The organism is Duganella sp. LjRoot269 (assembly GCF_964254095.1).
Classification (GTDB): Bacteria; Pseudomonadota; Gammaproteobacteria; order Burkholderiales; family Burkholderiaceae_D; genus Rugamonas; species Rugamonas hordei.
The window spans coordinates 7,204,618-7,224,447 of the sequence record NZ_CAXUSL020000001.1; the positions used below are offsets into that span (position 1 = coordinate 7,204,618).

A 19,830-nucleotide genomic window follows, 5' to 3' on the forward strand; every position below is an offset into this window, starting at 1 on the left:
CCGTAATGACCATTACGGCAGGGCTCGTGTCCAAATATCGGATCTGACCCCGGATTAAAAGCACAGGTAGATGCGGTTGGCGAGGTCGAGCATGAAGCCTGGGCTCAGGTAGGCCATGAACACCAGCGCCAGCACCAGCGCGCCGGCGGCGTATGCTGCCACGCGTGCCGGCCGCAGCTTCATGCCGGCTTCAACTCGCCGCGTACCAGCGGCTTCTCGTTGATCGGCAGGTTGGCCAGCGCCGCCATCAGCCCCAGTCCGATCGCTATGCCCCACACCGCGTCATAGCTGCCCAGTTTGGTGAACAGATACCCGCCCAGCCATACGCCGATAAAACTGCCCAGCTGGTGCGAGAAGAACACCATGCCCGCCAGCATAGCCATGTGCTTGACGCCGAACACGCCCGCGATGATGCCGTTCGTCAGCGGCACCGTCGACAGCCACAGGAAACCGATCGCCGCCGCGAACACATACACCGATGCCGGCGACAACGGCGCCAGCAGGAACAAGGTGATCACGATGGACCGCGACAGGTAGATGCCCGACAGCAGATAGCGCTTGGGCATGCGGCCTCCCAGCTTGCCGGCATAGTAGGAGCCGACGATGTTGAACAAGCCTATCAGCGCCAGCGCCATCACCGCCACATTCGGATTGGCCAGGCCCTTGTCGCGCAGATAGGCCGGCATGTGCACGCCGATGAACACCAGCTGGAAGCCGCACACGAAATAGCCGGCCACCAGCAGCAGGAAGGAGCGGTTGCCCAGCGCCTCGCTCATCGCTTCGCCTATGCTTTGCTGCGGGCCGTGGCCATGCTCCACCGCCGGCTCGCGCAGGAAGAACGACATCGGCACCATCGCCACCACCACCAGCCCGGCCAGCAGATAAAACGCGTGCTGCCAGCCGATCGCGGAAATCAGCTGCTGCTCGACCGGCATCATCAGGAACTGGCCGAACGAACTGCAGGCGCCCGATACGCCGAACGCCCAGGAACGCTTTTCCATCGGCGCCACGCGGCCGATGATGCCGCTGACCGCGCCGAACGCGGTACACGCCAGCCCGAGGCCGACAAAGACGCCCGAGCCCATGACGAACAAGGTCGGGTTGGTGACCAGCGCCATCCAGATCAAGCCCGCCATGTAGCTGACCGCGCCCAGCAGCACCACACGCATGGTGCCGAAGCGGTCGGCCGCCATGCCGGCGAAGGGGCCGAACACGCCCCACAGCAGGTTTTGCATGGCCATCGCCAGCGAGTAGGTTTCGCGGGTCCAGCCGTTGGCCTGCGAGATAGGTTGCAGCCAGAAGCCGAAGCCGTGGCGCACGCCCATCGCCAGCGTCAGCACGACGCCGCTGGCCAGCAGGACGGTTTTCAGGGAGGGAGCGCGGGTGGCGATGAACATGGCAGGTCCTGGTTATCGAAACGACATCCGCCGATTCTACCTAGTTCCCGCCACCCGCGCTTGGAGAGCTATCGGTCGGCGCTGTAACTCAGGCCGATCTGCGAGCGGATCTCGTCCAGCGTGCCCATGATGGACAGCGTTTCCTCGTGCGGCATGACCGGGCTTTCGATCAGGCCGGCGCGGATGCAACGGCCCACTTCCTGCGCTTCATGCGTATAGCCGTTGCCGCTGCGGGGCAGGTTCAGCGTACGCTCGCTGCGCGAGGTGCCGTCCACCAGCGTGATGGTGATGGTCTCGGCGTTGTGGAAGCGGTCGTGCAGGCGCACGAAGCCCTTGGTGCCGGAGATCGTCAGCTCGGTCGGCGTGCGCGCACGCAGGCTGCAGGCGCACGACGAGACGCCGCCGCCCTTGTGCGACAGCGTGAACGCGGTCTGCATGTCGACGCCGGTGGCGGCCATCTCGGACTGCGCCTTCACGGCGGTGACCGCGCCGAGGAAGAACGAGGACATCGACAGCGGATAAATCCCCAGGTCCAGCAGCGCGCCGCCACCCAGCTCCGGATTGAACAGGCGATGCTCCGGGCCGACGTCGGCGGTAAAGCCGAAATCGGCGCTGACGTGGGCCGGCACGCCGATCTCGCCGCTGTCGACGATGCGCTTGGCCTCGACCACGGCCGGCATGAAGCGGGTCCACATCGCTTCCATCACGAACAGTTTTTTGGCGCGCGCCAGGTTGATGATGTCCTCGGCCTGACGGCGGTTCATCGTGAACGACTTCTCCACCAGCACCGCCTTGCCGCCGTTCAGGCACATCAGCGCGTTTTCGTGGTGCATGGGGTGCGGCGTGCCGATGTAGATGACATCGACGTCGGGATCGTCCGCCAGCGCCTGGTAACTGCCGTGGAATCGGTCCGCGCCAAACTCGGCGCCGAATTTGGTAGCGCTATCTACGGTGCGCGAAGCAACCGCGACCAGTTTTGCATCAGGCGTGTCCTGCAATGCGGTGGCGAAGGCCTTGGCGATCTTGCCCGTGCCCAGTATGCCCCAGCGAATTACCTGCGTCATGGCGTGCTCTTTCTGCCGCGTCGGCGGCGAAGTCGGTTAAAAAAGACTATTTTACTGCCGTTGGCCGCTTGGGGCGGAACACCGTTGCGTCGTTATAGAAATCGTCGTCCTGGTCCGGCCACCAGCCCGGCACGCCCAGCGCCTGCATCGGCGTGAAGTCGGCGGTGCTGAGGCCATGCCCGGCCAGCTCCTGCGCCACGCGCTCGTCCAGCCAGCGGCGGCGTGCGTCGTGGTCCATGGCGAAGAAGTCGTCTCCCGCCACCACCACCCGGGTGTGCGCGGTGATCGCCTTGCGCGGCGCCACCAGCTTTTCCATCAGCGCGTGGCCGAACAGCCAGACCTGCGCGTCCGGCCCGAAGCTGGCGCGCCGCTCGATGAAGGCCTCGCGCCATTGATGGTCACGCAGCGCCGCCGTCAGCGCCTGGCCCGCGGCGCAGTCGCGCACCACCAGCAGGGCGGCGTTTTCGTCGAAGATGGTGGCGCCGTCGCGCGCCGGGCCGCGCGATTTGCCCACGCCGTCCAGCGCTATCTGCGCCGCCTGCAGGGCGTTCAGTTGCACTTTGATGCGGGGGAAACTCAGCCAGACAAGGCCGTTGAAGAAATCGTGCAGGTTGTCGCGCGTGGGCACGCCGCCGGTCGCGCCGATGAAGGCTTCGTAGGCGGTACCGTCAGGCAGCGCCTCCTGCGGCACGAACGACAGCGGCAGGCCCTGGTGATTGCGCAGGCCCAGCGCCGCGGCCTGCGCGTTGAAGCTGTCGCGGAAGTGCGCATCCGCCGTCAATTGGCCGGCCGCCGTCCGTACCGATTCGTACCAGGGACGCGACCAGTCGATTGCCTGCAGCACTGCTTATACCATTTTCCAGTTGATGGTTTCGCCGGCGTTGAGCGGCACTACCTGCTGGTCCGCCAGCGGCAGCGTTTCCGGCAGCGTCCACTGCTCGCGCTTGAGCGTGATGGTGTCGGTGTTGCGCGGCAGGCCGTAGAAGGCCGGGCCGTTGAAGCTGGCGAAGGCTTCCAGCTTGTCCAGCGCGCCGGCGCGTTCGAAGGCTTCGGCATACAGCTCCATCGCGTGCAGCGCGGTGTAGCAGCCGGCGCAGCCGCAGGCGGCTTCCTTGGCGCCCTGCGCGTGCGGCGCGGAGTCGGTGCCGAGGAAGAAGCGTTCGTCGCCGCTGGTGGCGGCGGTGACCAGCGCCAGGCGGTGTTCCTCGCGCTTCAGCACCGGCAGGCAATAGTAGTGGGGACGAATGCCGCCCTTGAAGATGTCGTTGCGGTTGTACAGCAGGTGATGCGCGGTGATGGTCGCTGCGATCGGGCCTTCGGCTTCGGCCACGTACTGCGCCGCGTGCTTGGTGGTGATGTGTTCAAAGACGATGTTCAGCGCCGGGAAGTCGCGGCGCAGCGGGCGCATCACGCGTTCGATGAAGACAGCCTCGCGGTCGAACAGGTCGATGTCCTGGTCGGTGACTTCGCCGTGGACCAGGAAAGGCATGCCCACTTCCTGCATCATCTCCAGCGTCTTGTAGCAGTTGGACAGGTCGGTCACGCCGGCGTCCGAATTGGTGGTGGCGCCAGCCGGATACAGCTTGACCGCGTGGACGATGCCGCTTTCCTGAGCGCGCAGGATTTCGTCCGGCGGCGTGTTGTTGGTCAGGTAGAGCGTCATCAGCGGCTCAAACTTCATCCCTGCCGGCAGCGCCGCCACGATGCGGTTGCGATAGGCCTCGGCGGCGGCGGTGGTGGTCACCGGCGGTTTCAGATTGGGCATCACGATGGCGCGGGCGAACTGGCGGGCGCTGTGCGGCAGCACGCTGGCCAGCGTGGCGCCGTCGCGCAGGTGCAGGTGCCAGTCGTCTGGACGGGCGATGGTGATGCTGTCTGGGATGTGTTCGAGGTCGGACATGGCGGCTGGCTTTCAGGCTATCAATGGCGAATACCGCCATTTTACCCTCTTGCGCTGGTCGCTTGACAGTGCGTACGTTAAAGCGTACGTTTTAACCTCAACCGAGGGAGTTTCCATGGATACCATCTCAGCCAGCGACGCGCGTGCACGGCTCTACAACCTGATCGACGAGACAGCGGCCAGCCACGTGCCGATTACCATCACTGGCAAGCGGAACAACGCGGTGCTGGTTTCCGTCGAAGATTGGACGGCGATACAGGAAACGCTGTACCTGCTGTCCGTGCCTGGAATGCGCGAGTCCATCATGGCAGCTCGTGAGGAGCCCCTCGATGGCAGCGACAAGGAATTGATCTGGTGAGCTGGCAGCTGGTGTACTCCCACCAAGCCCAGAAAGACGCAAAGAAGGTAGCCGCGGCCGGAATGAAGAAGCAAGCGCAGGCACTGCTCGACTTGCTGGCCGACGATCCCTTCGCCCGGCCGCCGCCTTTTGAAAAGCTGGTCGGCGACCTGGCGGGCGCCTACTCGCGCAGGATCAACATACATCACCGCCTCGTCTATGAGGTTTTTCCGGATCAGCACATCGTTCGCATCCTGCGCATGTGGACGCATTACGCTTGACATCATTTGTCAGAAGCGGACCACCGTCTTGCCGGCGCCGTGGCCGGTTTTGTTGCGCTCGATGGCGTCTACGGCCTGCTCTGCAGTGACGACTTCGGAGATCACCGCGGTCAGTTCACCGCTCGCGACTTGCGCCGCGATCCGTGCCAGCAGTTCGCCATTCTGCTGCAGGGCGAACCAACTGCCGCGACGTCCCGCAGGCACACGCGCGGCGATGTCCGGCGCGGCGGTGCTGATGATACGGCCTTGCGGCGACAGCACCTGCCACGAGCGGTCCAGCGTTTCGCCGCCCACCAGATCGAGCACCAGGTCGACGTTATCGACCAGCTCCTCGAAACGTGTGGTCTTATAGTCGATCACTTCATCGGCACCGAGACGGCGCAGCAAGTCTGCATTGCGGCTTTGCGCCGTGACCAGCACACGGGCGCCTGCCTGTTGCGCAAACTGCACCGCGTAGCTGCCGACGCCACCCGCCGCGCCATGGATCAGCACCGTCTCTCCGCGCTGCAGCTTGCCCGCGTCGAAAAGCGCCTGCCACGCCGTCATGGCCGCGACCGGGATCGCGGCCGCGGTCGCGTCGTCAATCACCGCGGGGGTCGGCACCAGCTTTGACGCGGCGAGCGCAACGTGCCGTGCATAGGCGCCAACGCCGCCCAGCGCACCGAAGACGCGCGAACCGATCGCATGACCTGTCACGCCCTCGCCCACGGCCACCACCTCGCCGGCCAGCTCAATGCCCAGCGTGGCGGGTAGCGGCAGCTTGAACACGTCCTTGACCAGGCCGTCGCGGATTTTCCAATCAAGGCCGTTGACGCCTGCAGCGGCCACCCGCACCAGCACCTCGCCCGGCGCCGCTTGCGGCATCGGCACTTCATCCCACTGCATCACCTCCGTGCCGCCGTAGGCATGGATGCGCAACGCGCGGTTCGATTCGCTGTCGGCCAGCGCCGGATAGTCGATATAGCCCTGCGCGCCCGGCGCGTAGAACAGGGCCGGGTTCGGCGTGTTCAGCTGGGCATTCAGCGCAAAGCGGCGCGGCAGGTCCGGGTTGGCGAGGAACGCGCTGCCATATGCCACCGCGTCGGCTTCGCCGGCCGCGATGCGCTGCTCGCCTGTTTCGCGGGTCTGGCCGGCGCCCAGGATATAAGTCCCGTTGAACAGCGGACGCAATGCGCCGTGGTAGTCGTATTCCGCCTTGAACGTGGCCACGTGCAGATAGGCCAGGCCCAGCGCAGCCAGTTGCCGCACCAGATAGGTGTAGGTCTCGACCGGCGATTCATCCTTGATGTCGTTGAACCCCATCTCCGGCGAGATCTTGATGCCGACCCGGTCACTGCCCGCCTCCAGGATCATCGCATCGAGCACCTCCAGGATGAAGCGTGCGCGGTTCGGAATCGAACCACCGTACTGGTCGCCGCGCTGGTTGGTGCCGGACGACAGGAACTGCTCCGGCAGATAACCCGACGCCGCATGCAGCTCGACGCCGTCGAAGCCCGCCTCCAGCGCACGGCGCGCCGCCAGTCGGTATTCGGCGACGACGCCCGCCACTTCCGAGGTTTCCAGCGCACGCGGCGTCACAAAGTCCGCCAGGCCGCCGGCGGTGTAAGCCTGCCCGGCCGCCTTGATGGCCGACGGCGCCACCGGCTGCGCGCCGCCAGGCAGCATGCTCGGATGCGAGATGCGGCCGGTGTGCATCACTTGCAGGAAGATGCGGCCGCCTTCGGCATGCACCGCGTCCGTCACCTGCTTCCAGGCGGCGACCTGCGCATCGGAGTAAATGCCCGGTGTACGCACGTAACCCTTGCCCATCGCGCTGGGGAAGGTGCCTTCGGTGACGATCAAGCCTGCGCTGGCGCGCTGGCGGTAGTAGGTGACGGCCAGCTCGGACTGCACGCCGTCGGCGTCGTTGGCGCGCGAACGGGTCATGGGCGCCATGACCATGCGGTTGCGCAGGGTGTGACGGCCGATTTGTACTGCTGTCGATAAGGTGTTCATGGAGAGCCTCGCTAAGTGAGTGAATGTGCAGCCATCATCCATTGATTCACTCTTGGGATAAATAGCTTAAAATGAAATCACTGATCCACCCATGGAGCAATCAAAATGTCACTGTTATCAAGCATGGAGCTGTTCGTGGCGGTCGCCAACGCCAGGGGCTTCCGCAAGGCGGCCGACATGCTGGACATGCCCAATTCGACGCTGTCGCGCCGCATCTCCGACCTGGAAAAGGAAATCGGCGTGCGCCTGTTTCACCGCTCCACGCGCAAGGTGGAGTTGACCGAGGCCGGCCAGGCTTACTTCCGCCGCTGCGAGAGCATAGTCGCGGAGGCACGCATCGCCCATGAATCGCTGCTCGAACTGGCGGAGCGTCCCAGCGGAACGCTGCGGGTATCGATGCCGGTGGACCTGGCGATCACCTACCTTTCCCCCATGCTGAAGGCGTTCGGTGAACAATACCCGTTGATCGATTTCGAGATGGACCTGACGCCGCGCCGGGTCGACCTGGTGACCGACGGCTTCGACTGCGCGATCCGCATGGGCGCGCCGCCGCCGACGCCGTCCACGCTGATCGCCAGGCAGGTCGGCCTGCTGCCGCGCTACCTGTATGCGTCACCGGCCTACCTGCGCGGCGCGCCGCCGCTCAGGCATCCGGACGATCTGCAGCACCATCAGTGTTTGATCGGGGCCGGCACCGGAAAACAAGCCCAGTGGACGCTGACGTCCCGCAAGAAGAGCGTGACCACGGCCGTCTCCGGCCGCTACACCTGCAACAACGTCAGCATGACGCGGACGCTGGCCGCGCTGGGCCTGGGCATCGCGGTCTCCGCCGGCCCCCAGGCGCGCGAGGACATGGAACGCGGCGATCTGCAGCGCGTGCTGCCGCAATGGGATTTCGCGCCGATACCGGTCTACGCCATCATCGAATCGCGCCTGATCCCGTCGCGGGTGCGGCTGTTCATCGATTTCGTCCAGACCAGCCTGAAAGGCTACTCCTCGCCGCCATAGGACTACTGCTGGGCTGCGACCCAGGCCTTGGTCTCGGCCAGCATCCTGTCGAGCCGCGCGCGGTCGTAGACCTGGCCCCGGCTGACCACCGTGCGGATCTCGCGCGTGGCGGCGATGTCCTGCAGCGGATTGGCGTCCAGCACCAGCAGGTCGGCCGACTTGCCGGCCTCCAGGCTGCCGTAGCGATCCAGCTTGCCGAGGAAGCGCGGGCCGTTCACCACCGCCGTCCGCAGCGCCTGCACCGGCGTCAGCCCGTACTGCACGTACAGGCCGATTTCGTCATGCAGCGCCTGGCCCGGATAGTCGTAGGAATTCAAGAAGCCGGCATCGGTGCCGGCGATGATGCTGACGCCTTCCTGCGCCAGTATCGGCAGCAGCGCGGCCGATTTTTCAAACGTCGCCTTGCGCAGCGCGATGGCTTCCGCGTTGTCCAGCGCAGCGCGCTGCACGCGCCAGTCGTAGGTGGCGCGCAGTCCCTTGCCGATGTACTGCAAGGCCGGATCCTTCGAATGATCGTCGCGGTCCAGGTAGGCGACCACGCGCGATACCGACAGCGTCGGCACCACCGCCGTGCCTTTCGACGCCATGTAGCGGAACGATGCGCGCGCGGTCTGCTCGTCGTAGCTCGCCAGGCTTTGCCTCATCGCTTCCTTGCCGGTCAGCGTGCCGGCAGCCACTTGCGCGGTCAGCTCCTTCTCCCGCGGCGTCGACGCGCGCAGCAGGTAGGACTGGTGCTCGACCGTGCCCAGGCCGGCGTCGAACATCTGCGCCAACGTCAGTTGCACGGGAATGTGGCCGGAGGTGCGCATGCCGCGCTCCCTGGCCTGGCGCAGCACTTCAAGATAAATTTCCGGCTTCAGCGTGTTCTCGGTGATCTTGACGAAGTCCACCTTCTGCGCCTGCAGGCCGTCCAGCGCCTTGCTCACCTCTTCCGGCGTGCCGACTTCGATGGTGCCCTTCCACAGCGGCTTGTAGCCTTCCAGCTTGGCGCCGGAGGTGAAGATGGTCGGCCCTTCCATCTGGCCGGCGTTGATCTGGCCGCGCCAGGCCAGCACGGTGTCAGGCAGGTCGCCGGAGCAGTCGCGCACGGCGGTGATGCCGTTGGCCAGGTACAGCGCCAGCAGATGCCTGTTCTCTTCGATCAGCGCCGGGCCACCGCCGAAGTGCACGTGGGTGTCCCACAGGCCGGGCATCAGGTACTTGCCCGGCAGGCGCAGGGTCTTTTTGGCGGCATAGCCGGACAGCTGGCGGTCGTCGACCACGGCGACGATGGTGTCGCCCTTCAGCAGCACCGACTTGCCGGTGACGGCCTTGCCGCCCGCCACATCGATCAGCGTGGCCTTGGTCAGCGCCAGGTCGACGGCGATCCTGTGACCCGCATGGGCGGCGCCCAGCAATCCCAGCGCCAGCATGGCGCCCGCCAGAGGCTTGAGAATGTTCATTAGTGAATATTAGTGGATTATCCGTGCCAGGAAGTCGCGCGCCCGTTCCGAACGGGGCGCGCCGAAGAACTCGTCCTTGCTGCAATCCTCGAGGATGCGGCCCTTGTCCATGAACACCACGCGGTTGGCCACCTTGCGGGCGAAGCCCATTTCGTGGGTGACCACCATCATGGTCATGCCGTCCTGCGCCAGGCCGACCATCACGTCCAGCACTTCGTTGATCATTTCCGGATCCAGCGCGGAGGTCGGCTCGTCGAACAACATGGCGATCGGGTCCATCGCCAGCGCGCGGGCGATGGCCACGCGCTGCTGCTGGCCGCCGGACAGCTGGCTGGGGAATTTGTCCTGCTGCGCCAGCAGGCCCACCCGGTCCAGGTACTGCAAGCCGCGGGCGGTGGCCTCGTCGACGCTGCGGCCCAGCACCCTGGTCTGGCCCAAGGTCAGGTTGTCGCGTATCGACAAATGGGGAAACAGCTCGAAATTCTGGAACACCATGCCGATGCGGGCCCGCAAGGCCGGCAAATCGGTGTTTTTGTCGCCGACGGCGATGCCATCGACGGTAATTTGCCCTTGCTGGAACGGTTCCAGCCCGTTGACGGTCTTGATCAGCGTGGACTTGCCGGAGCCGGACGGCCCGCAAATCACCATCACATCGCCCTTTTCGACCCGGGTGCTGCACTCGCCGAGCACCTGAAACTGGCCGTACCACTTACTGACGTTCTTAATTTCGATCATATGTACGCTGAATAAAAAAGCCGGTCCGCACCTGTGTGGATGCGGCCCTACATGCGCTTGACAGCGCCTCTGCCCACAAGGATACTGCGGAACTTGCCAATAGTTTCATCAACCGGACCATAAAATACCGGTTGCAGCCAATGCAGAACCACAGCAGCGGCGGACACCCCGCCCTCTGCGCAGGCCCAGAGAGACACTACCACAGGAAGCTTATAACATGCACAAACAAAGCCGATTGACCACCTACATACTCGTCGCCCTGGCGCTGGGTATCTTTGCCGGCTACCTGGCAAACCTCAACCTGGCCAAGCCGGTCGAATATGCGGACTACATGTCGCTGATCACCACGCTGTTCCTGCGCCTGATCAAGATGATCATCGCGCCGCTGGTATTCTCGACGCTGGTGTGCGGCATCGCCAAGATGGGCGATGCCTCGGAAGTGGGCCGCATCGGCATCAAGACGCTGGGCTGGTTCTTCATCGCCTCGGTGATGTCGCTGAGCCTGGGCCTGGTGCTGGTGAACATGTTCCGCCCTGGCGACGCACTGCTCGGCCACATGGCCGCCACCACCGCCAAGGCCGACATCGTCACCTCGGGCCTGACCTTGAAGGAATTCGTCACCCACCTGGTGCCGGCCTCCATCGTCGAAGGCATGAGCAAGAACGAGATCCTGCAGATCGTGATCTTCTCCCTGTTCTTCGGCTCGGCCGCAGCCGCCGTCGGCGAAAAGGCCAACGTCATGATCAACGCGCTGGACGGCGTGGCGCACGTGATGCTGAAGGTCACCGGCTACGTGATGCAGTTCGCGCCGATCGCCGTGTTTGCGGCGGTGTCGGGCGTGATCGCCAAGAGCGGCCTGGGCGTGCTGCAGACCTACGGCGTGTTCATGGCCGAGTTCTACTTCGGCATCGCGCTGCTGTGGGCACTGCTGATCTTCATCGGCTTCCTGTTCCTCAAGGGCCGCATCTTCTCGCTGCTGAAGGAACTGCGCAGCCCGGTGCTGCTGGCCTTCTCGACCGCGTCGAGCGAAGCGGCCTATCCTAAAACGCTGGAAGGCCTGGAGCGCTTCGGTGTGCGCAACCGCATCGCCGCTTTCGTGCTGCCGATCGGTTATTCGTTCAACCTGGACGGTTCGATGATGTACTGCACCTTCGCCACCGTGTTCATCGCGCAGGCTTACGGCATCGAGATGTCGCTGGGCCAGCAGATGACCATGATGATGGTGCTGATGCTGACCTCCAAGGGCATGGCCGGCGTGCCGCGCGCCTCGCTGGTGGTGATCGCCGCGACGCTGGGCCAGTTCAACATTCCGGAAGCGGGCATGCTGCTGTTGCTGGGCATCGACCACTTCCTCGACATGGCGCGCTCGGCGACCAACGTCATCGGCAACGGCGTGGCCACCGCGGTGGTCGCCAAGTGGGAAGGCGAGCTGGCCGCTCCCGGCGAAGTCGAGCTGGTCAAAGCCGCTTAAGCAAGCAGCGCCCCAACAAGATGGCCACCTCGCGGTGGCCATTTTTTTATCAGAACCAGGTACGCTTGCCTTCCGGCTTATAGCCCAGGTCGCGAAGCTTGCGTCGCAAGCGCGCGTTGTCCCAGATGGCGCATACCAAAGTCACCAACATGATGACGCTGAACGCATCGTTGCCGAGATACTTAAAAAACAGCCAGGCACCGACTGAGCACGCTATCGCGGTAAGCAACAACAACAAACCATCTTTCATTTAGCTCTCCTAACTTGCGCAACCTTGCGTCGGCTATAAATTTCAGGATGGCGCATCAGTACAGCCGCCAGCCAAGGACGATGAAGGTGATTCATTTGGGCATTCAACAGAACATCGGAAAGAGAGGTTCCGCCCGCCAAGGCGCGCCCTGTTGCAATGGCGATACTACCAATAACCGCCCCCACATAATATGATGCATTCGCCGCCCCTAGGACCGCCAGCTTTTCAATACCTGTGCCAGCTCCGATCATCTCCGCTACCGTTACCTTTTTTCCGAACCTATCAATCAACGCGAGCAGCGTCGAAGCCGTCGAAACTGCCGATTGGCTGCTGCCGAAGAGATTTTCAGGAGTAGCTAATCCCAATCCATCCATATTCTCTTTGAAGTATTTGTAAAAGTCAGACATAAGGCCTCCGTTGTCTACAAGTGTTTCACCGGAGGGTAGTTTGAATAAATATGATGCGCCTTGCGCCACCTCACAGCAAGCGGGCGGAACTATAGCTGACATTGCGCGGAATCGTTATCGGGCTTGGTGAGATTCGTAATTGCGACGGCCGGTGGGCTGATGCACCATCTACGCACTATTTTGCACAGATGGAGACGACATGACATCATCCCGGCGCACCGCGCTCAAGACGCTGTTGGCGAGCGCCGCGGTCGGGCCGCAACTGGCCCACGCAGCCGAGCCGAAATGGGGCCGCGGCGTAGAAGGCCAGCGCAAGGCCGACCTGGGCAACGGCACCTACCTCAATCCCATCCTGTCCGGCGACCATCCCGATCCCACCATCCTCAAGGATGGCGCGGATTACTACATGACGTTTTCGTCCTTCCTGTCCTATCCCGGCGTCATCCTCTGGCACTCGCGCGACCTGGTGAACTGGGAGCCGATCGGCCCGGCTCTGACCAAGCCGATCGGCAGCGTGTGGGCCATGGACCTCGTCAAGCACAACGGCCGCTACTTCATCTACATCCCCGCCACCCCGGACGGCAAAGGCACCATCTTCGTCATCTGGGCCGACAACATCAGGGGCCCGTGGAGCGATCCGATCGACCTGCATATCGACGCCATCGATCCCGGCCACGCGGTCGGCGAGGACGGCAAGCGCTACCTGTTCGTCAACGGCGTGCGCCGCATCGGCCTGACCGACGACGGCCTGGCGACCGTCGGCACGCTCGAAAAGGTCTATGAGCCGTGGCGCTATCCATCCGACTGGGTGGTGGAGATGTTCGCGCCCGAAGGACCGAAGCTGTTGCGCCGCAACGGCTGGTTCTACCTGGTGCTGGCGGTGGGCGGCACCTCCGGCCCGCCGACCAGCCACATGGTGATCGCCGCGCGCTCGCGTTCCATCCATGGGCCGTGGGAGCACTGTCCTCAGAATCCGCTGGTGCGCACCAAAAGTGCCGAAGAACGGTGGTGGTCGCGCGGCCACGCCACGCTGGTCGAAGGCCCGGCCGGCGACTGGTGGATGGTCTACCACGGCTACGAGAACGGCTACCGGACTCTCGGCCGCCAGGCGCTGCTCGAACCGATCGAATGGACGGCGGACGGCTGGTTCAAGCCCAAGGGCGGCGACCTGTCGTCGCCGCTGCCGATGCCGAAGAAAGGTACGGCCGTTCCAGCAGGCTTCGCCAAATCAGACGACTTCACGAAGAACAAATTCGGCGTTCAGTGGTGCTTCTTCAATCCGGGGCCGGACGAGATGAGACGCGTGCGCTTTGAACAGGGTTCGGTAGTCATCGCGGGTAAAGGCACATCTCCGGCCGACTGCTCGCCGCTGTCCTGCATCGTCGGCGACCACGCTTATGAAGCCACCGTCACGCTTGAGATCAGCGGCGCGGGCCATGGCGGCCTGCTACTGCACTACAACGAGCATATGTTCGTCGGCGTCGGCTTCAGCGCCACGCACATGCTGACCTACCAGTACGCCAGGGAACAGGGTTGGATGCGCGAAGCCGTAAAGGCTTCCACGGTACGCATCCGCGTCAGGAATGACCGGCACATCGTGACGTTCTTCTACGCGCTGGACGACGGCAAATGGATACAGCACCCGTGGCAGATGGAGACCTCAGGCATGCACCACAACGTCTTCGGCGGCTTCCTCAGCCTGCAGCCGGCGGTGTACAGCGCCGGTGAAGGCGCTGTACACATGCGGGACTTCCAGTACCGCGCGCTGGCTTAGTTCTGGCCGGCGTAGACCTTCACCAGGTCATACAGGAAGGTGCGGCCTTCCATCAGCGACTGAACGCCGATGTATTCGTTCAGGCCGTGGATGTTACCCAGGTCCGGGGTCAGGAAGATGCCGCTGATGCCGTAGGTCGGAATGCCGGCCGCGTTCAGGAACTGGCCGTCGGTGGCGCCCGATTGCAGGATGGGCAGCACCGGAACGCCGGGCCACATCTTCGCGGTCAGCTTCTCGACCGGCTCCATGATGGCGCGCGTCAGCTCCGGCGGCGCTGAATTCTCGCCACGGATTTCCAACGTCTCCACCTTCACAGCAGGATCGTTGATCGCTTTGACCAGCGCCTCGCGCACCGTCTCCTGCGTCACGCCGGGGAAAATGCGGCAGTTGATGTTGGCGCGCGCGCGCTGCGGCAGGGCGTTGGTGGCGTGGCCCGCATCGAGCATGGTCGCCACGCAGGTCGTGTGCAGCATCGCACCCCAGCTGGCGTCGCGACCTGAGACCAGCGCCACCGCCTTGGCGTCCTTCGGATTCTTCACTACCGCCAGCATCGCCGCCGCCACGTCCTTGTGGCCTTCGGCCGCCTGGATCTTCGACATGCCGGTCAGATAGCCACGGCTGCCGTCGGCCAGCTGGATCGGGAAGGTGTAGCCTTCGATCTTCTTCAGCGCGCCGGCCAGATGGTAGATCGCGTTGTCCTTTTGAGGACGCGAACTGTGGCCGCCGCGATTGGTCACTTCCAGCCGGTAGTTCTGCGAGACTTTTTCGCCCGCCTGCACCGTCATCGACACGCGCTTGCCGGCAGCATCGAGCTCGCCGCCCGCGCCTTCGTTGATGGCGAAACCGGCGTCGATCAGTTCGCGGCGGTTCTTGGTCAGCCACTCTGCGCCGTTGAAGGCGCCGCCGGTCTCCTCGCCGCAGGTCAGCGCCATCTTCAGCGTGTGGCGCGGCACGTAGCCCTCGTTCTTGAAGCGCGCCAGCGTGTCGGCCCAGATGGCCGCCTGCGCCTTGTCGTCCACCGCGCCGCGCGCGTAGAACTTGCCGTCTTCCTCGACCAGCGTGAACGGATCCCGGGTCCAGTCTTCACGCTTGGCTTCGACCACGTCGATGTGCGCCAGCAGCAGGATCGCTTTCGCCTTCGGATCGCTGCCCGGCATGACGGCGACCAGGCCGCCCTCCTTCGGATGCGCCGGATCGGCGAACAGATGCAGCTCGGCGTCGGCAAAGCCGGCCGTCTTCAGTCGCGCGGCGATGCGCTCGGCGGCCAGCGTGCAGCTGCCGGACGACAGCGTGGTGTTGGTTTCGACCAGCTCCTTGTAGAGGGCGCGGAACTGCGGTTCCGTAGGATCGGCATACGCACTCTGAACACAAGCCATCAAGACAGTTACTGCACCCAGCGCAAAACGAGACTTCATAGTCGTTTCCTTATTTAGACTGCGTCAACGACGTCGTCGGGGGACGACGCCAATTCTTCATCGGCCTTGGCCTGCTGCCGTTGCCACATCTGCGCATACAAGCCATCGGCCGCCAGCAGCGACTGGTGCGTGCCGCGCTCGACGATGCGGCCGTGGTCCAGCACCAGGATCTGCTGCGCGTCCGCCACCGTCGACAGGCGGTGCGCGATCACCATCGTCGTGCGGCTCCTGGCGATTTCCTTCAGCTGCGCCTGGATCGCCTGCTCGGCCTTGGAGTCCAGCGCCGACGTGGCTTCGTCGAAAATCAGGATGGCGGGATTCTTCAGCAGCGTGCGGGCGATCGCCACGCGTTGCTTCTCGCCGCCGGAGAGTTTGAGACCGCGCTCGCCGACCATGGTCGCGTAGCCGTCCGGCAGGCTGTCGATGAAGTCGTGGATCGACGCCGCGCGCGCCGCCGCCACGATCTGCTCCTTCGTCGCGCCGGGCTGGCCGTAGGCGATGTTGTATTCGATGGTGTCGTTGAACAGCACCGTATCCTGCGGCACGATGCCGATGGCGTGGCGCAGCGTGTCCTGCGTGATCGAGCGCAGGTCCTGGCCGTCGATGGTGATGCCGCCGGCGTTCACCTCGTAGAAGCGGAACAGCAGTCGCGACAAGGTCGACTTGCCCGAGCCGCTGTGGCCCACCACCGCCGTCGTCGTACCCGGCGCGATGGTGAAGTCGACGTCGAACAGGATCTGGCGCTTCGATTCGTAGCTGAAGTCCACATGGTTGAAGCGCACTTGCGCGCCGTGCGTGACCAGCGGCTGCGCGTCCGGCGAGTCGGCCACTTCGCGGTTCTGGTCCAGCAGCGAGAACAGCTTCTCCATGTCCGCCAGGCTTTGCTTGATCTCGCGGTAGATCACACCGAGGAAGTTGAGCGGAATGTACAGCTGGATCATGAAGGAGTTCACCAGCACCAGGTCGCCCAGCGTCATCTTGCCGTCGATGACGCCTTGCGTGGCGCGCCACAGGATCAGCGTGACGGCGGTGGCGATGATCAGCGACTGCCCGGTGTTCAGCAGCGACAGCGAGGTCTGCGACTTGACGGCCGCCGATTCGTAGCGCTGCAGGCCTTCGTCGTAGCGCTTCGCTTCATAGTCCTCGTTGCCGAAGTACTTGACCGTTTCGTAGTTGATCAGCGAATCGATGGCCTTGGTGTTGGCCTTCGAATCCAGCTCGTTCATCGTGCGGCGGAAGTGCGTGCGCCAGTCGGTGACGAAGATGGTGAACGAAATATAGGTCACCAGCGCGACGAAGGTGATCACCGAGAACCAGATGTCGTAGTGCGTGACGAGGTAGCCCAGCACCAGCGTGATCTCCACCAGGGTCGGCAGGATGTTGAACAGCGTGTACGAAATGAGCGAGCCGACGGCGCGCGTGCCGCGCTCGATATCGCGCGTCATGCCGCCGGTCTGGCGGTTCAGGTGGAAGCGCAGCGACAGCGAATGCAGATGGCGGAACACCTGCAGCGCGATGGTGCGCACCGCGCGCTGCGTGACGCGGGCGAACAGGAATTCGCGCAGTTCGGTGAACAGCGTGGTCGATACGCGCAGCACGCCGTAGGCCACCAGCGCGCCGAGCGGCAGCACCAGCAGCGCCTGCGGATGAGAGGGCGAGACGCTCAGGCTGTCGATCAGGCGTTTCATCACCACCGGCACGCCGACGTTGGCCAGCTTGGCGCCGATCAGGCAGCCCAGCGCCAGCAGCACGCGCCATTTGTAGACCCACAGGTAGGGAAAGAGGGTTTTCAGCGTGGCCATGTCGCTGCGCTCGGCGGCCGGGGCTGCTTTACTGGAGGTGTCTGGCGGGGTATTCGGGTAACGGCGCATGGCGGATGTCGGCTTTTTATGGTTCAATCCCGGTAATTGTAGCCCTTCAAGAGAATTCACGATGACCGCGTCCCAAAATCCCCCGTCCACCAATGTCGAAACCGTCAATCGCGGCCTGCCGCCGGGCAAAATGCCGGAATTGCGCATGATGCCGGCGCCGTCCGACGCCAATGTCTACGGCGACGTGTTCGGCGGCTGGATCATGGCCCAGGTCGACATCGCCGGCTCGCTGCCGGCCACCCGCCGCGCCAACGGCCGCGTGGCGACCATTTCGGTGAATTCCTTCGTGTTCAAGAATCCCGTGTTCGTCGGCGACCTGCTGTCGTTTTATGCTGATATCGTCAAGGTTGGCAATACGTCCATCACCGTCAACGTGGAAGTGTACGCGGAGCGCAACCGCCTGCAGGCCTGCACCGTCAAGGTGACCGAGGCCACGCTGACCTACGTCGCCACCGATTCGGACCGCAAGCCGCGCAAGGTACCGCCTATCGAAACACTGATCAACGCCTGATCCGCCGCGGCGACGCATGGACCAGCAGCGCCGCGCCCTCCTCCTCGCCGCCGGCCGCCTTTCCGCACTGGCGCTGGCCGCCGTGCCGGTGCCGACCAGCGCCAGCTCCAACTCCGGCGCCTATCCCTTCAGCCTCGGCGTCGCTTCCGGCTCGCCACTGCCGGACGCCGTCATCCTCTGGACCCGCATCCTGCACGATCCGCTGAACGCCGCCGCCACGCCGCCGGTGGCCTTCAGCGTGCGCTGGGAAGTCTCCGAGGACGAGCGCTTCAGCCGCATCGTCGCCAAAGGCACGGCCAGCGCCGTGCCCGGGCTGGCGCACAGCGTCCACGTCGACGTCACCGGCCTGGCGCCGGCCCGCTGGTACTGGCACCGCTTCATGCTGGGCGAGGCCGTCAGCCCGGTCGGCCGCACCCGCACCGCGCCCGCCGCCGGCGCCATGCCGGACCAGCTGAAACTGGCCGTGGCCTCGTGCCAGCACTGGGAGTTCGGCAGCTACGCGGCGCACCGCCACATCGCCGCCGCCGCGCCCGACCTGGTGGCCTTCCTGGGCGATTACATCTACGAGTGGGGGCCATACCAGCTGAAGCATCCGCAAAGCGCGCTACGGACCGCTGAGAGCTTCACGCTGGCCGATTACCGCGCCCGCTACGCCCAGTACAAGACCGACCGCGACCTGCAGGCCGCGCACCTGGCCGCGCCGTGGATCGTCACCTGGGACGACCACGAGGTGGCCAACGACTACGGCAGCGACCGCGACGAGCGGCTGGCGCCGGACTTTCTCAACCGCCGCGCCGCGGCCTACCAGGCCTTCTACGAACACATGCCGCTGCGCGTGGCGCCGGCCGGCTTCGCGCACCTGCGCATGTACCAGCGCTACGACTGGGGCCGCCTGGCGCGCATCCACGTGCTGGACGACCGCCAGTACCGCGCCCACCACGCCTGCACGCCGGCCGGGCGCGGCGGTTCCAGCTCCGTGCTCAGGCGCGATTGCCCGGCGCTGGCCGATCCCGCGCGCACCATGCTCGGCGCCGCCCAGCAAGACTGGCTGGAGCAGGGCCTGAAGTCGTCGCCGGCGCGCTGGAACATCCTGGCCCAGCAAACGCTGATGGCGCAAAACAGCCAGGTTCCCATCGTCAAGGAATCGGACGGCCGCTTCTGGACCGACGGCTGGGACGGCTATCCGATGGCGCGCCAGCGCCTGTTCGACGCGCTGCACGCCAGCGGCGCGCGCAATCCGCTGGTGCTGGGTGGCGACGTCCACAGCTTCTTCGCTGCCGAGCTCAACCGAAATCCGGCGCGTCCGCGCTCGGCCGCCAACCCGGTCATCGCCACGGAATTCGTCGGCACCTCGGTCACCTCGCCGTCGCGCCCGCAGGCCCGTACCGAGCAGTTTGTATCGATGAACCACGCCATCAAATACGGCCGCAGCGACAAGCGCGGCTTCATGCTGCTCAATATCACGCCGTCCGACACCACCACGCTGTTCCTCGCGCTGGACGACGTGCACGATCCCGCCAGCCCGATCGGCACCGCCGCCAGCTTCCTGGTGCGCGACGGCCATCCCGGACTGGTCCGCGCTTGAATTGACGCGCTCATTGCCTATACTGGCTAGACCACCCTGTATGGAGGTGCTTCATGTTGAAAGTCACAGAGAGTGAAATTGCGCGGGAGCTCGATAGCTATCTGCACCAGGCTCTGACGCAAACGATAGTCGTAGAAAAAGCCGACCACGACGCTGTGGTCGTGCTGTCGCTAGCCGAATTCGAACGGCTGCAGGATGTCGACGACCAGCACTGGGCCGAATGCGCCCGCAAGGCCAACGTCGAAGGCTACATCGATCACGATCATGAGGTGCGCCAGCGACTGGCCGCCGCCATGAGAGAAAAGCGGCTCGCTTGCATCAAGAAAGGGCCGCGATCAGACCACCATTGAGCTAAAAAAAAATCGCCTGGCTCAGCAGGCGATTTTT

20 protein-coding genes are annotated in these 19,830 nt (G+C 64.5%); 8 read left to right on the forward strand and 12 right to left on the reverse strand.

Features of this window, described 5'->3' with window-relative positions; translation table 11 throughout:
• Positions 1 to 54: 54 nt before the first annotated feature.
• The 5 genes from ACSQ3S_RS32245 to pyrC form a co-directional block, all read right to left on the reverse strand.
• Complete coding sequence (locus ACSQ3S_RS32245; RefSeq protein WP_413447507.1) at positions 55 to 183, reverse strand: hypothetical protein; 129 nt, start codon at positions 181 to 183, stop codon at positions 55 to 57.
• On the reverse strand, positions 180 to 1,397 hold the full coding sequence (locus ACSQ3S_RS32250) for an MFS transporter (RefSeq protein ID WP_436144940.1): 1,218 nt from the start codon (positions 1,395 to 1,397) through the stop codon (positions 180 to 182). The genes ACSQ3S_RS32245 and ACSQ3S_RS32250 overlap by 4 nt, the downstream gene beginning before the upstream one ends.
• 68 nt (positions 1,398 to 1,465) lie before the next feature.
• Complete coding sequence (locus ACSQ3S_RS32255) at positions 1,466 to 2,461, reverse strand: Gfo/Idh/MocA family protein (protein WP_436144941.1); 996 nt, start codon at positions 2,459 to 2,461, stop codon at positions 1,466 to 1,468.
• Between the two features lie 46 nt (positions 2,462 to 2,507).
• On the reverse strand, positions 2,508 to 3,305 hold the full coding sequence (locus ACSQ3S_RS32260) for a DUF3025 domain-containing protein (RefSeq protein ID WP_413447504.1): 798 nt from the start codon (positions 3,303 to 3,305) through the stop codon (positions 2,508 to 2,510).
• Between the two features lie 3 nt (positions 3,306 to 3,308).
• The gene (gene pyrC / locus ACSQ3S_RS32265; protein ID WP_436144942.1) at positions 3,309 to 4,361 is read right to left on the reverse strand and encodes a dihydroorotase; all 1,053 of its coding nucleotides are present in this window, start codon (positions 4,359 to 4,361) and stop codon (positions 3,309 to 3,311) included.
• A gap of 115 nt (positions 4,362 to 4,476) precedes the next feature.
• Between pyrC and ACSQ3S_RS32270 the strand changes: the two genes are divergently transcribed.
• Together ACSQ3S_RS32270 and ACSQ3S_RS32275 are read left to right on the forward strand one after the other, a co-directional pair.
• Positions 4,477 to 4,719: a type II toxin-antitoxin system Phd/YefM family antitoxin gene (locus ACSQ3S_RS32270; protein WP_436144943.1), complete on the forward strand. Its 243-nt coding sequence runs from the start codon at positions 4,477 to 4,479 to the stop codon at positions 4,717 to 4,719.
• Positions 4,716 to 4,979 carry a Txe/YoeB family addiction module toxin gene (locus ACSQ3S_RS32275; RefSeq protein ID WP_413447502.1) on the forward strand — a complete coding sequence of 88 codons (264 nt, stop codon included), beginning with the start codon at positions 4,716 to 4,718 and terminating at the stop codon, positions 4,977 to 4,979. Before ACSQ3S_RS32270 ends, ACSQ3S_RS32275 begins: the two co-directional genes overlap by 4 nt.
• A gap of 9 nt (positions 4,980 to 4,988) precedes the next feature.
• Here ACSQ3S_RS32275 and ACSQ3S_RS32280 read toward each other — a convergent pair whose 3' ends face one another.
• Entirely contained in the window at positions 4,989 to 6,974 is a 1,986-nt protein-coding gene (locus tag ACSQ3S_RS32280; protein WP_436144944.1) for a zinc-binding dehydrogenase, read from the reverse strand.
• Between the two features lie 105 nt (positions 6,975 to 7,079).
• Here ACSQ3S_RS32280 and ACSQ3S_RS32285 point away from each other — a divergent pair, with 105 nt between their 5' ends.
• Positions 7,080 to 7,982 (forward strand): LysR substrate-binding domain-containing protein, encoded by a 903-nt coding sequence (locus ACSQ3S_RS32285; protein ID WP_436144945.1) that lies wholly within the window; start codon positions 7,080 to 7,082, stop codon positions 7,980 to 7,982.
• Between the two features lie 2 nt (positions 7,983 to 7,984).
• Here the strand turns inward: ACSQ3S_RS32285 and ACSQ3S_RS32290 are convergent, their stop codons facing one another.
• Together ACSQ3S_RS32290 and ACSQ3S_RS32295 are read right to left on the reverse strand one after the other, a co-directional pair.
• The gene (locus ACSQ3S_RS32290) at positions 7,985 to 9,424 is read right to left on the reverse strand and encodes an amidohydrolase family protein (RefSeq protein WP_436144946.1); all 1,440 of its coding nucleotides are present in this window, start codon (positions 9,422 to 9,424) and stop codon (positions 7,985 to 7,987) included.
• A 9-nt stretch (positions 9,425 to 9,433) separates the two neighbouring features.
• A complete protein-coding gene (locus tag ACSQ3S_RS32295; RefSeq protein ID WP_436144947.1) occupies positions 9,434 to 10,159 on the reverse strand; it encodes an amino acid ABC transporter ATP-binding protein in 726 nt (241 codons plus the stop codon).
• A gap of 217 nt (positions 10,160 to 10,376) precedes the next feature.
• On the opposite strand from ACSQ3S_RS32295, the gene ACSQ3S_RS32300 reads away from it, so the two are divergent.
• Positions 10,377 to 11,630: a dicarboxylate/amino acid:cation symporter gene (locus ACSQ3S_RS32300; protein ID WP_176655801.1), complete on the forward strand. Its 1,254-nt coding sequence runs from the start codon at positions 10,377 to 10,379 to the stop codon at positions 11,628 to 11,630.
• A gap of 49 nt (positions 11,631 to 11,679) precedes the next feature.
• Here ACSQ3S_RS32300 and ACSQ3S_RS32305 read toward each other — a convergent pair whose 3' ends face one another.
• A complete protein-coding gene (locus ACSQ3S_RS32305) occupies positions 11,680 to 11,880 on the reverse strand; it encodes a hypothetical protein (RefSeq protein WP_176655802.1) in 201 nt (66 codons plus the stop codon).
• Positions 11,877 to 12,287, reverse strand: coding sequence for a hypothetical protein (locus tag ACSQ3S_RS32310; protein WP_413447498.1), 411 nt, complete (start codon positions 12,285 to 12,287; stop codon positions 11,877 to 11,879). Before ACSQ3S_RS32310 ends, ACSQ3S_RS32305 begins: the two co-directional genes overlap by 4 nt.
• A gap of 199 nt (positions 12,288 to 12,486) precedes the next feature.
• Between ACSQ3S_RS32310 and ACSQ3S_RS32315 the strand changes: the two genes are divergently transcribed.
• A complete protein-coding gene (locus ACSQ3S_RS32315) occupies positions 12,487 to 14,061 on the forward strand; it encodes a family 43 glycosylhydrolase (protein WP_436144948.1) in 1,575 nt (524 codons plus the stop codon).
• On the opposite strand, the gene ACSQ3S_RS32320 is transcribed toward ACSQ3S_RS32315, so the two are convergent.
• Both ACSQ3S_RS32320 and ACSQ3S_RS32325 read right to left on the reverse strand, forming a co-directional pair.
• Positions 14,058 to 15,476: a M20/M25/M40 family metallo-hydrolase gene (locus ACSQ3S_RS32320; RefSeq protein ID WP_436144949.1), complete on the reverse strand. Its 1,419-nt coding sequence runs from the start codon at positions 15,474 to 15,476 to the stop codon at positions 14,058 to 14,060. The genes ACSQ3S_RS32315 and ACSQ3S_RS32320 overlap by 4 nt on opposite strands.
• 14 nt (positions 15,477 to 15,490) lie before the next feature.
• Positions 15,491 to 17,347, reverse strand: coding sequence for an ABCB family ABC transporter ATP-binding protein/permease (locus tag ACSQ3S_RS32325; RefSeq protein WP_436144950.1), 1,857 nt, complete (start codon positions 17,345 to 17,347; stop codon positions 15,491 to 15,493).
• 61 nt (positions 17,348 to 17,408) lie between these two features.
• Between ACSQ3S_RS32325 and ACSQ3S_RS32330 the strand changes: the two genes are divergently transcribed.
• The 3 genes from ACSQ3S_RS32330 to ACSQ3S_RS32340 are packed head-to-tail and all read left to right on the forward strand — an operon-like array spanning position 17,409 to position 19,793.
• Entirely contained in the window at positions 17,409 to 17,858 is a 450-nt protein-coding gene (locus ACSQ3S_RS32330) for an acyl-CoA thioesterase (RefSeq protein ID WP_176655807.1), read from the forward strand.
• Between the two features lie 16 nt (positions 17,859 to 17,874).
• Positions 17,875 to 19,443 (forward strand): alkaline phosphatase D family protein, encoded by a 1,569-nt coding sequence (locus ACSQ3S_RS32335; RefSeq protein WP_436144951.1) that lies wholly within the window; start codon positions 17,875 to 17,877, stop codon positions 19,441 to 19,443.
• 53 nt (positions 19,444 to 19,496) lie between these two features.
• Positions 19,497 to 19,793, forward strand: a complete 297-nt coding sequence (locus ACSQ3S_RS32340) for a hypothetical protein (RefSeq protein WP_176655810.1) — start codon at positions 19,497 to 19,499, stop codon at positions 19,791 to 19,793.
• Positions 19,794 to 19,830: the final 37 nt, after the last annotated feature.

Bases quoted from the DNA above. Each gene is read 5' to 3' on its own strand.
- ACSQ3S_RS32245 (WP_413447507.1), bottom strand. From the start codon at position 183: ATGAAGCTGCGGCCGGCACGCGTGGCAGCATACGCCGCCGGCGCGCTG.
- ACSQ3S_RS32250 (WP_436144940.1), bottom strand. From the start codon at position 1,397: ATGTTCATCGCCACCCGCGCTCCCTCCCTGAAAACCGTCCTGCTGGCC.
- ACSQ3S_RS32255 (WP_436144941.1), bottom strand. From the start codon at position 2,461: ATGACGCAGGTAATTCGCTGGGGCATACTGGGCACGGGCAAGATCGCC.
- pyrC (WP_436144942.1), bottom strand. From the start codon at position 4,361: ATGTCCGACCTCGAACACATCCCAGACAGCATCACCATCGCCCGTCCA.
- ACSQ3S_RS32270 (WP_436144943.1), top strand. From the start codon at position 4,477: ATGGATACCATCTCAGCCAGCGACGCGCGTGCACGGCTCTACAACCTG.
- ACSQ3S_RS32280 (WP_436144944.1), bottom strand. From the start codon at position 6,974: ATGAACACCTTATCGACAGCAGTACAAATCGGCCGTCACACCCTGCGC.
- ACSQ3S_RS32285 (WP_436144945.1), top strand. From the start codon at position 7,080: ATGTCACTGTTATCAAGCATGGAGCTGTTCGTGGCGGTCGCCAACGCC.
- ACSQ3S_RS32290 (WP_436144946.1), bottom strand. From the start codon at position 9,424: ATGAACATTCTCAAGCCTCTGGCGGGCGCCATGCTGGCGCTGGGATTG.
- ACSQ3S_RS32295 (WP_436144947.1), bottom strand. From the start codon at position 10,159: ATGATCGAAATTAAGAACGTCAGTAAGTGGTACGGCCAGTTTCAGGTG.
- ACSQ3S_RS32300 (WP_176655801.1), top strand. From the start codon at position 10,377: ATGCACAAACAAAGCCGATTGACCACCTACATACTCGTCGCCCTGGCG.
- ACSQ3S_RS32305 (WP_176655802.1), bottom strand. From the start codon at position 11,880: ATGAAAGATGGTTTGTTGTTGTTGCTTACCGCGATAGCGTGCTCAGTC.
- ACSQ3S_RS32310 (WP_413447498.1), bottom strand. From the start codon at position 12,287: ATGTCTGACTTTTACAAATACTTCAAAGAGAATATGGATGGATTGGGA.
- ACSQ3S_RS32315 (WP_436144948.1), top strand. From the start codon at position 12,487: ATGACATCATCCCGGCGCACCGCGCTCAAGACGCTGTTGGCGAGCGCC.
- ACSQ3S_RS32320 (WP_436144949.1), bottom strand. From the start codon at position 15,476: ATGAAGTCTCGTTTTGCGCTGGGTGCAGTAACTGTCTTGATGGCTTGT.
- ACSQ3S_RS32325 (WP_436144950.1), bottom strand. From the start codon at position 17,347: ATGCGCCGTTACCCGAATACCCCGCCAGACACCTCCAGTAAAGCAGCC.
- ACSQ3S_RS32330 (WP_176655807.1), top strand. From the start codon at position 17,409: ATGACCGCGTCCCAAAATCCCCCGTCCACCAATGTCGAAACCGTCAAT.
- ACSQ3S_RS32335 (WP_436144951.1), top strand. From the start codon at position 17,875: ATGGACCAGCAGCGCCGCGCCCTCCTCCTCGCCGCCGGCCGCCTTTCC.
- ACSQ3S_RS32340 (WP_176655810.1), top strand. From the start codon at position 19,497: ATGTTGAAAGTCACAGAGAGTGAAATTGCGCGGGAGCTCGATAGCTAT.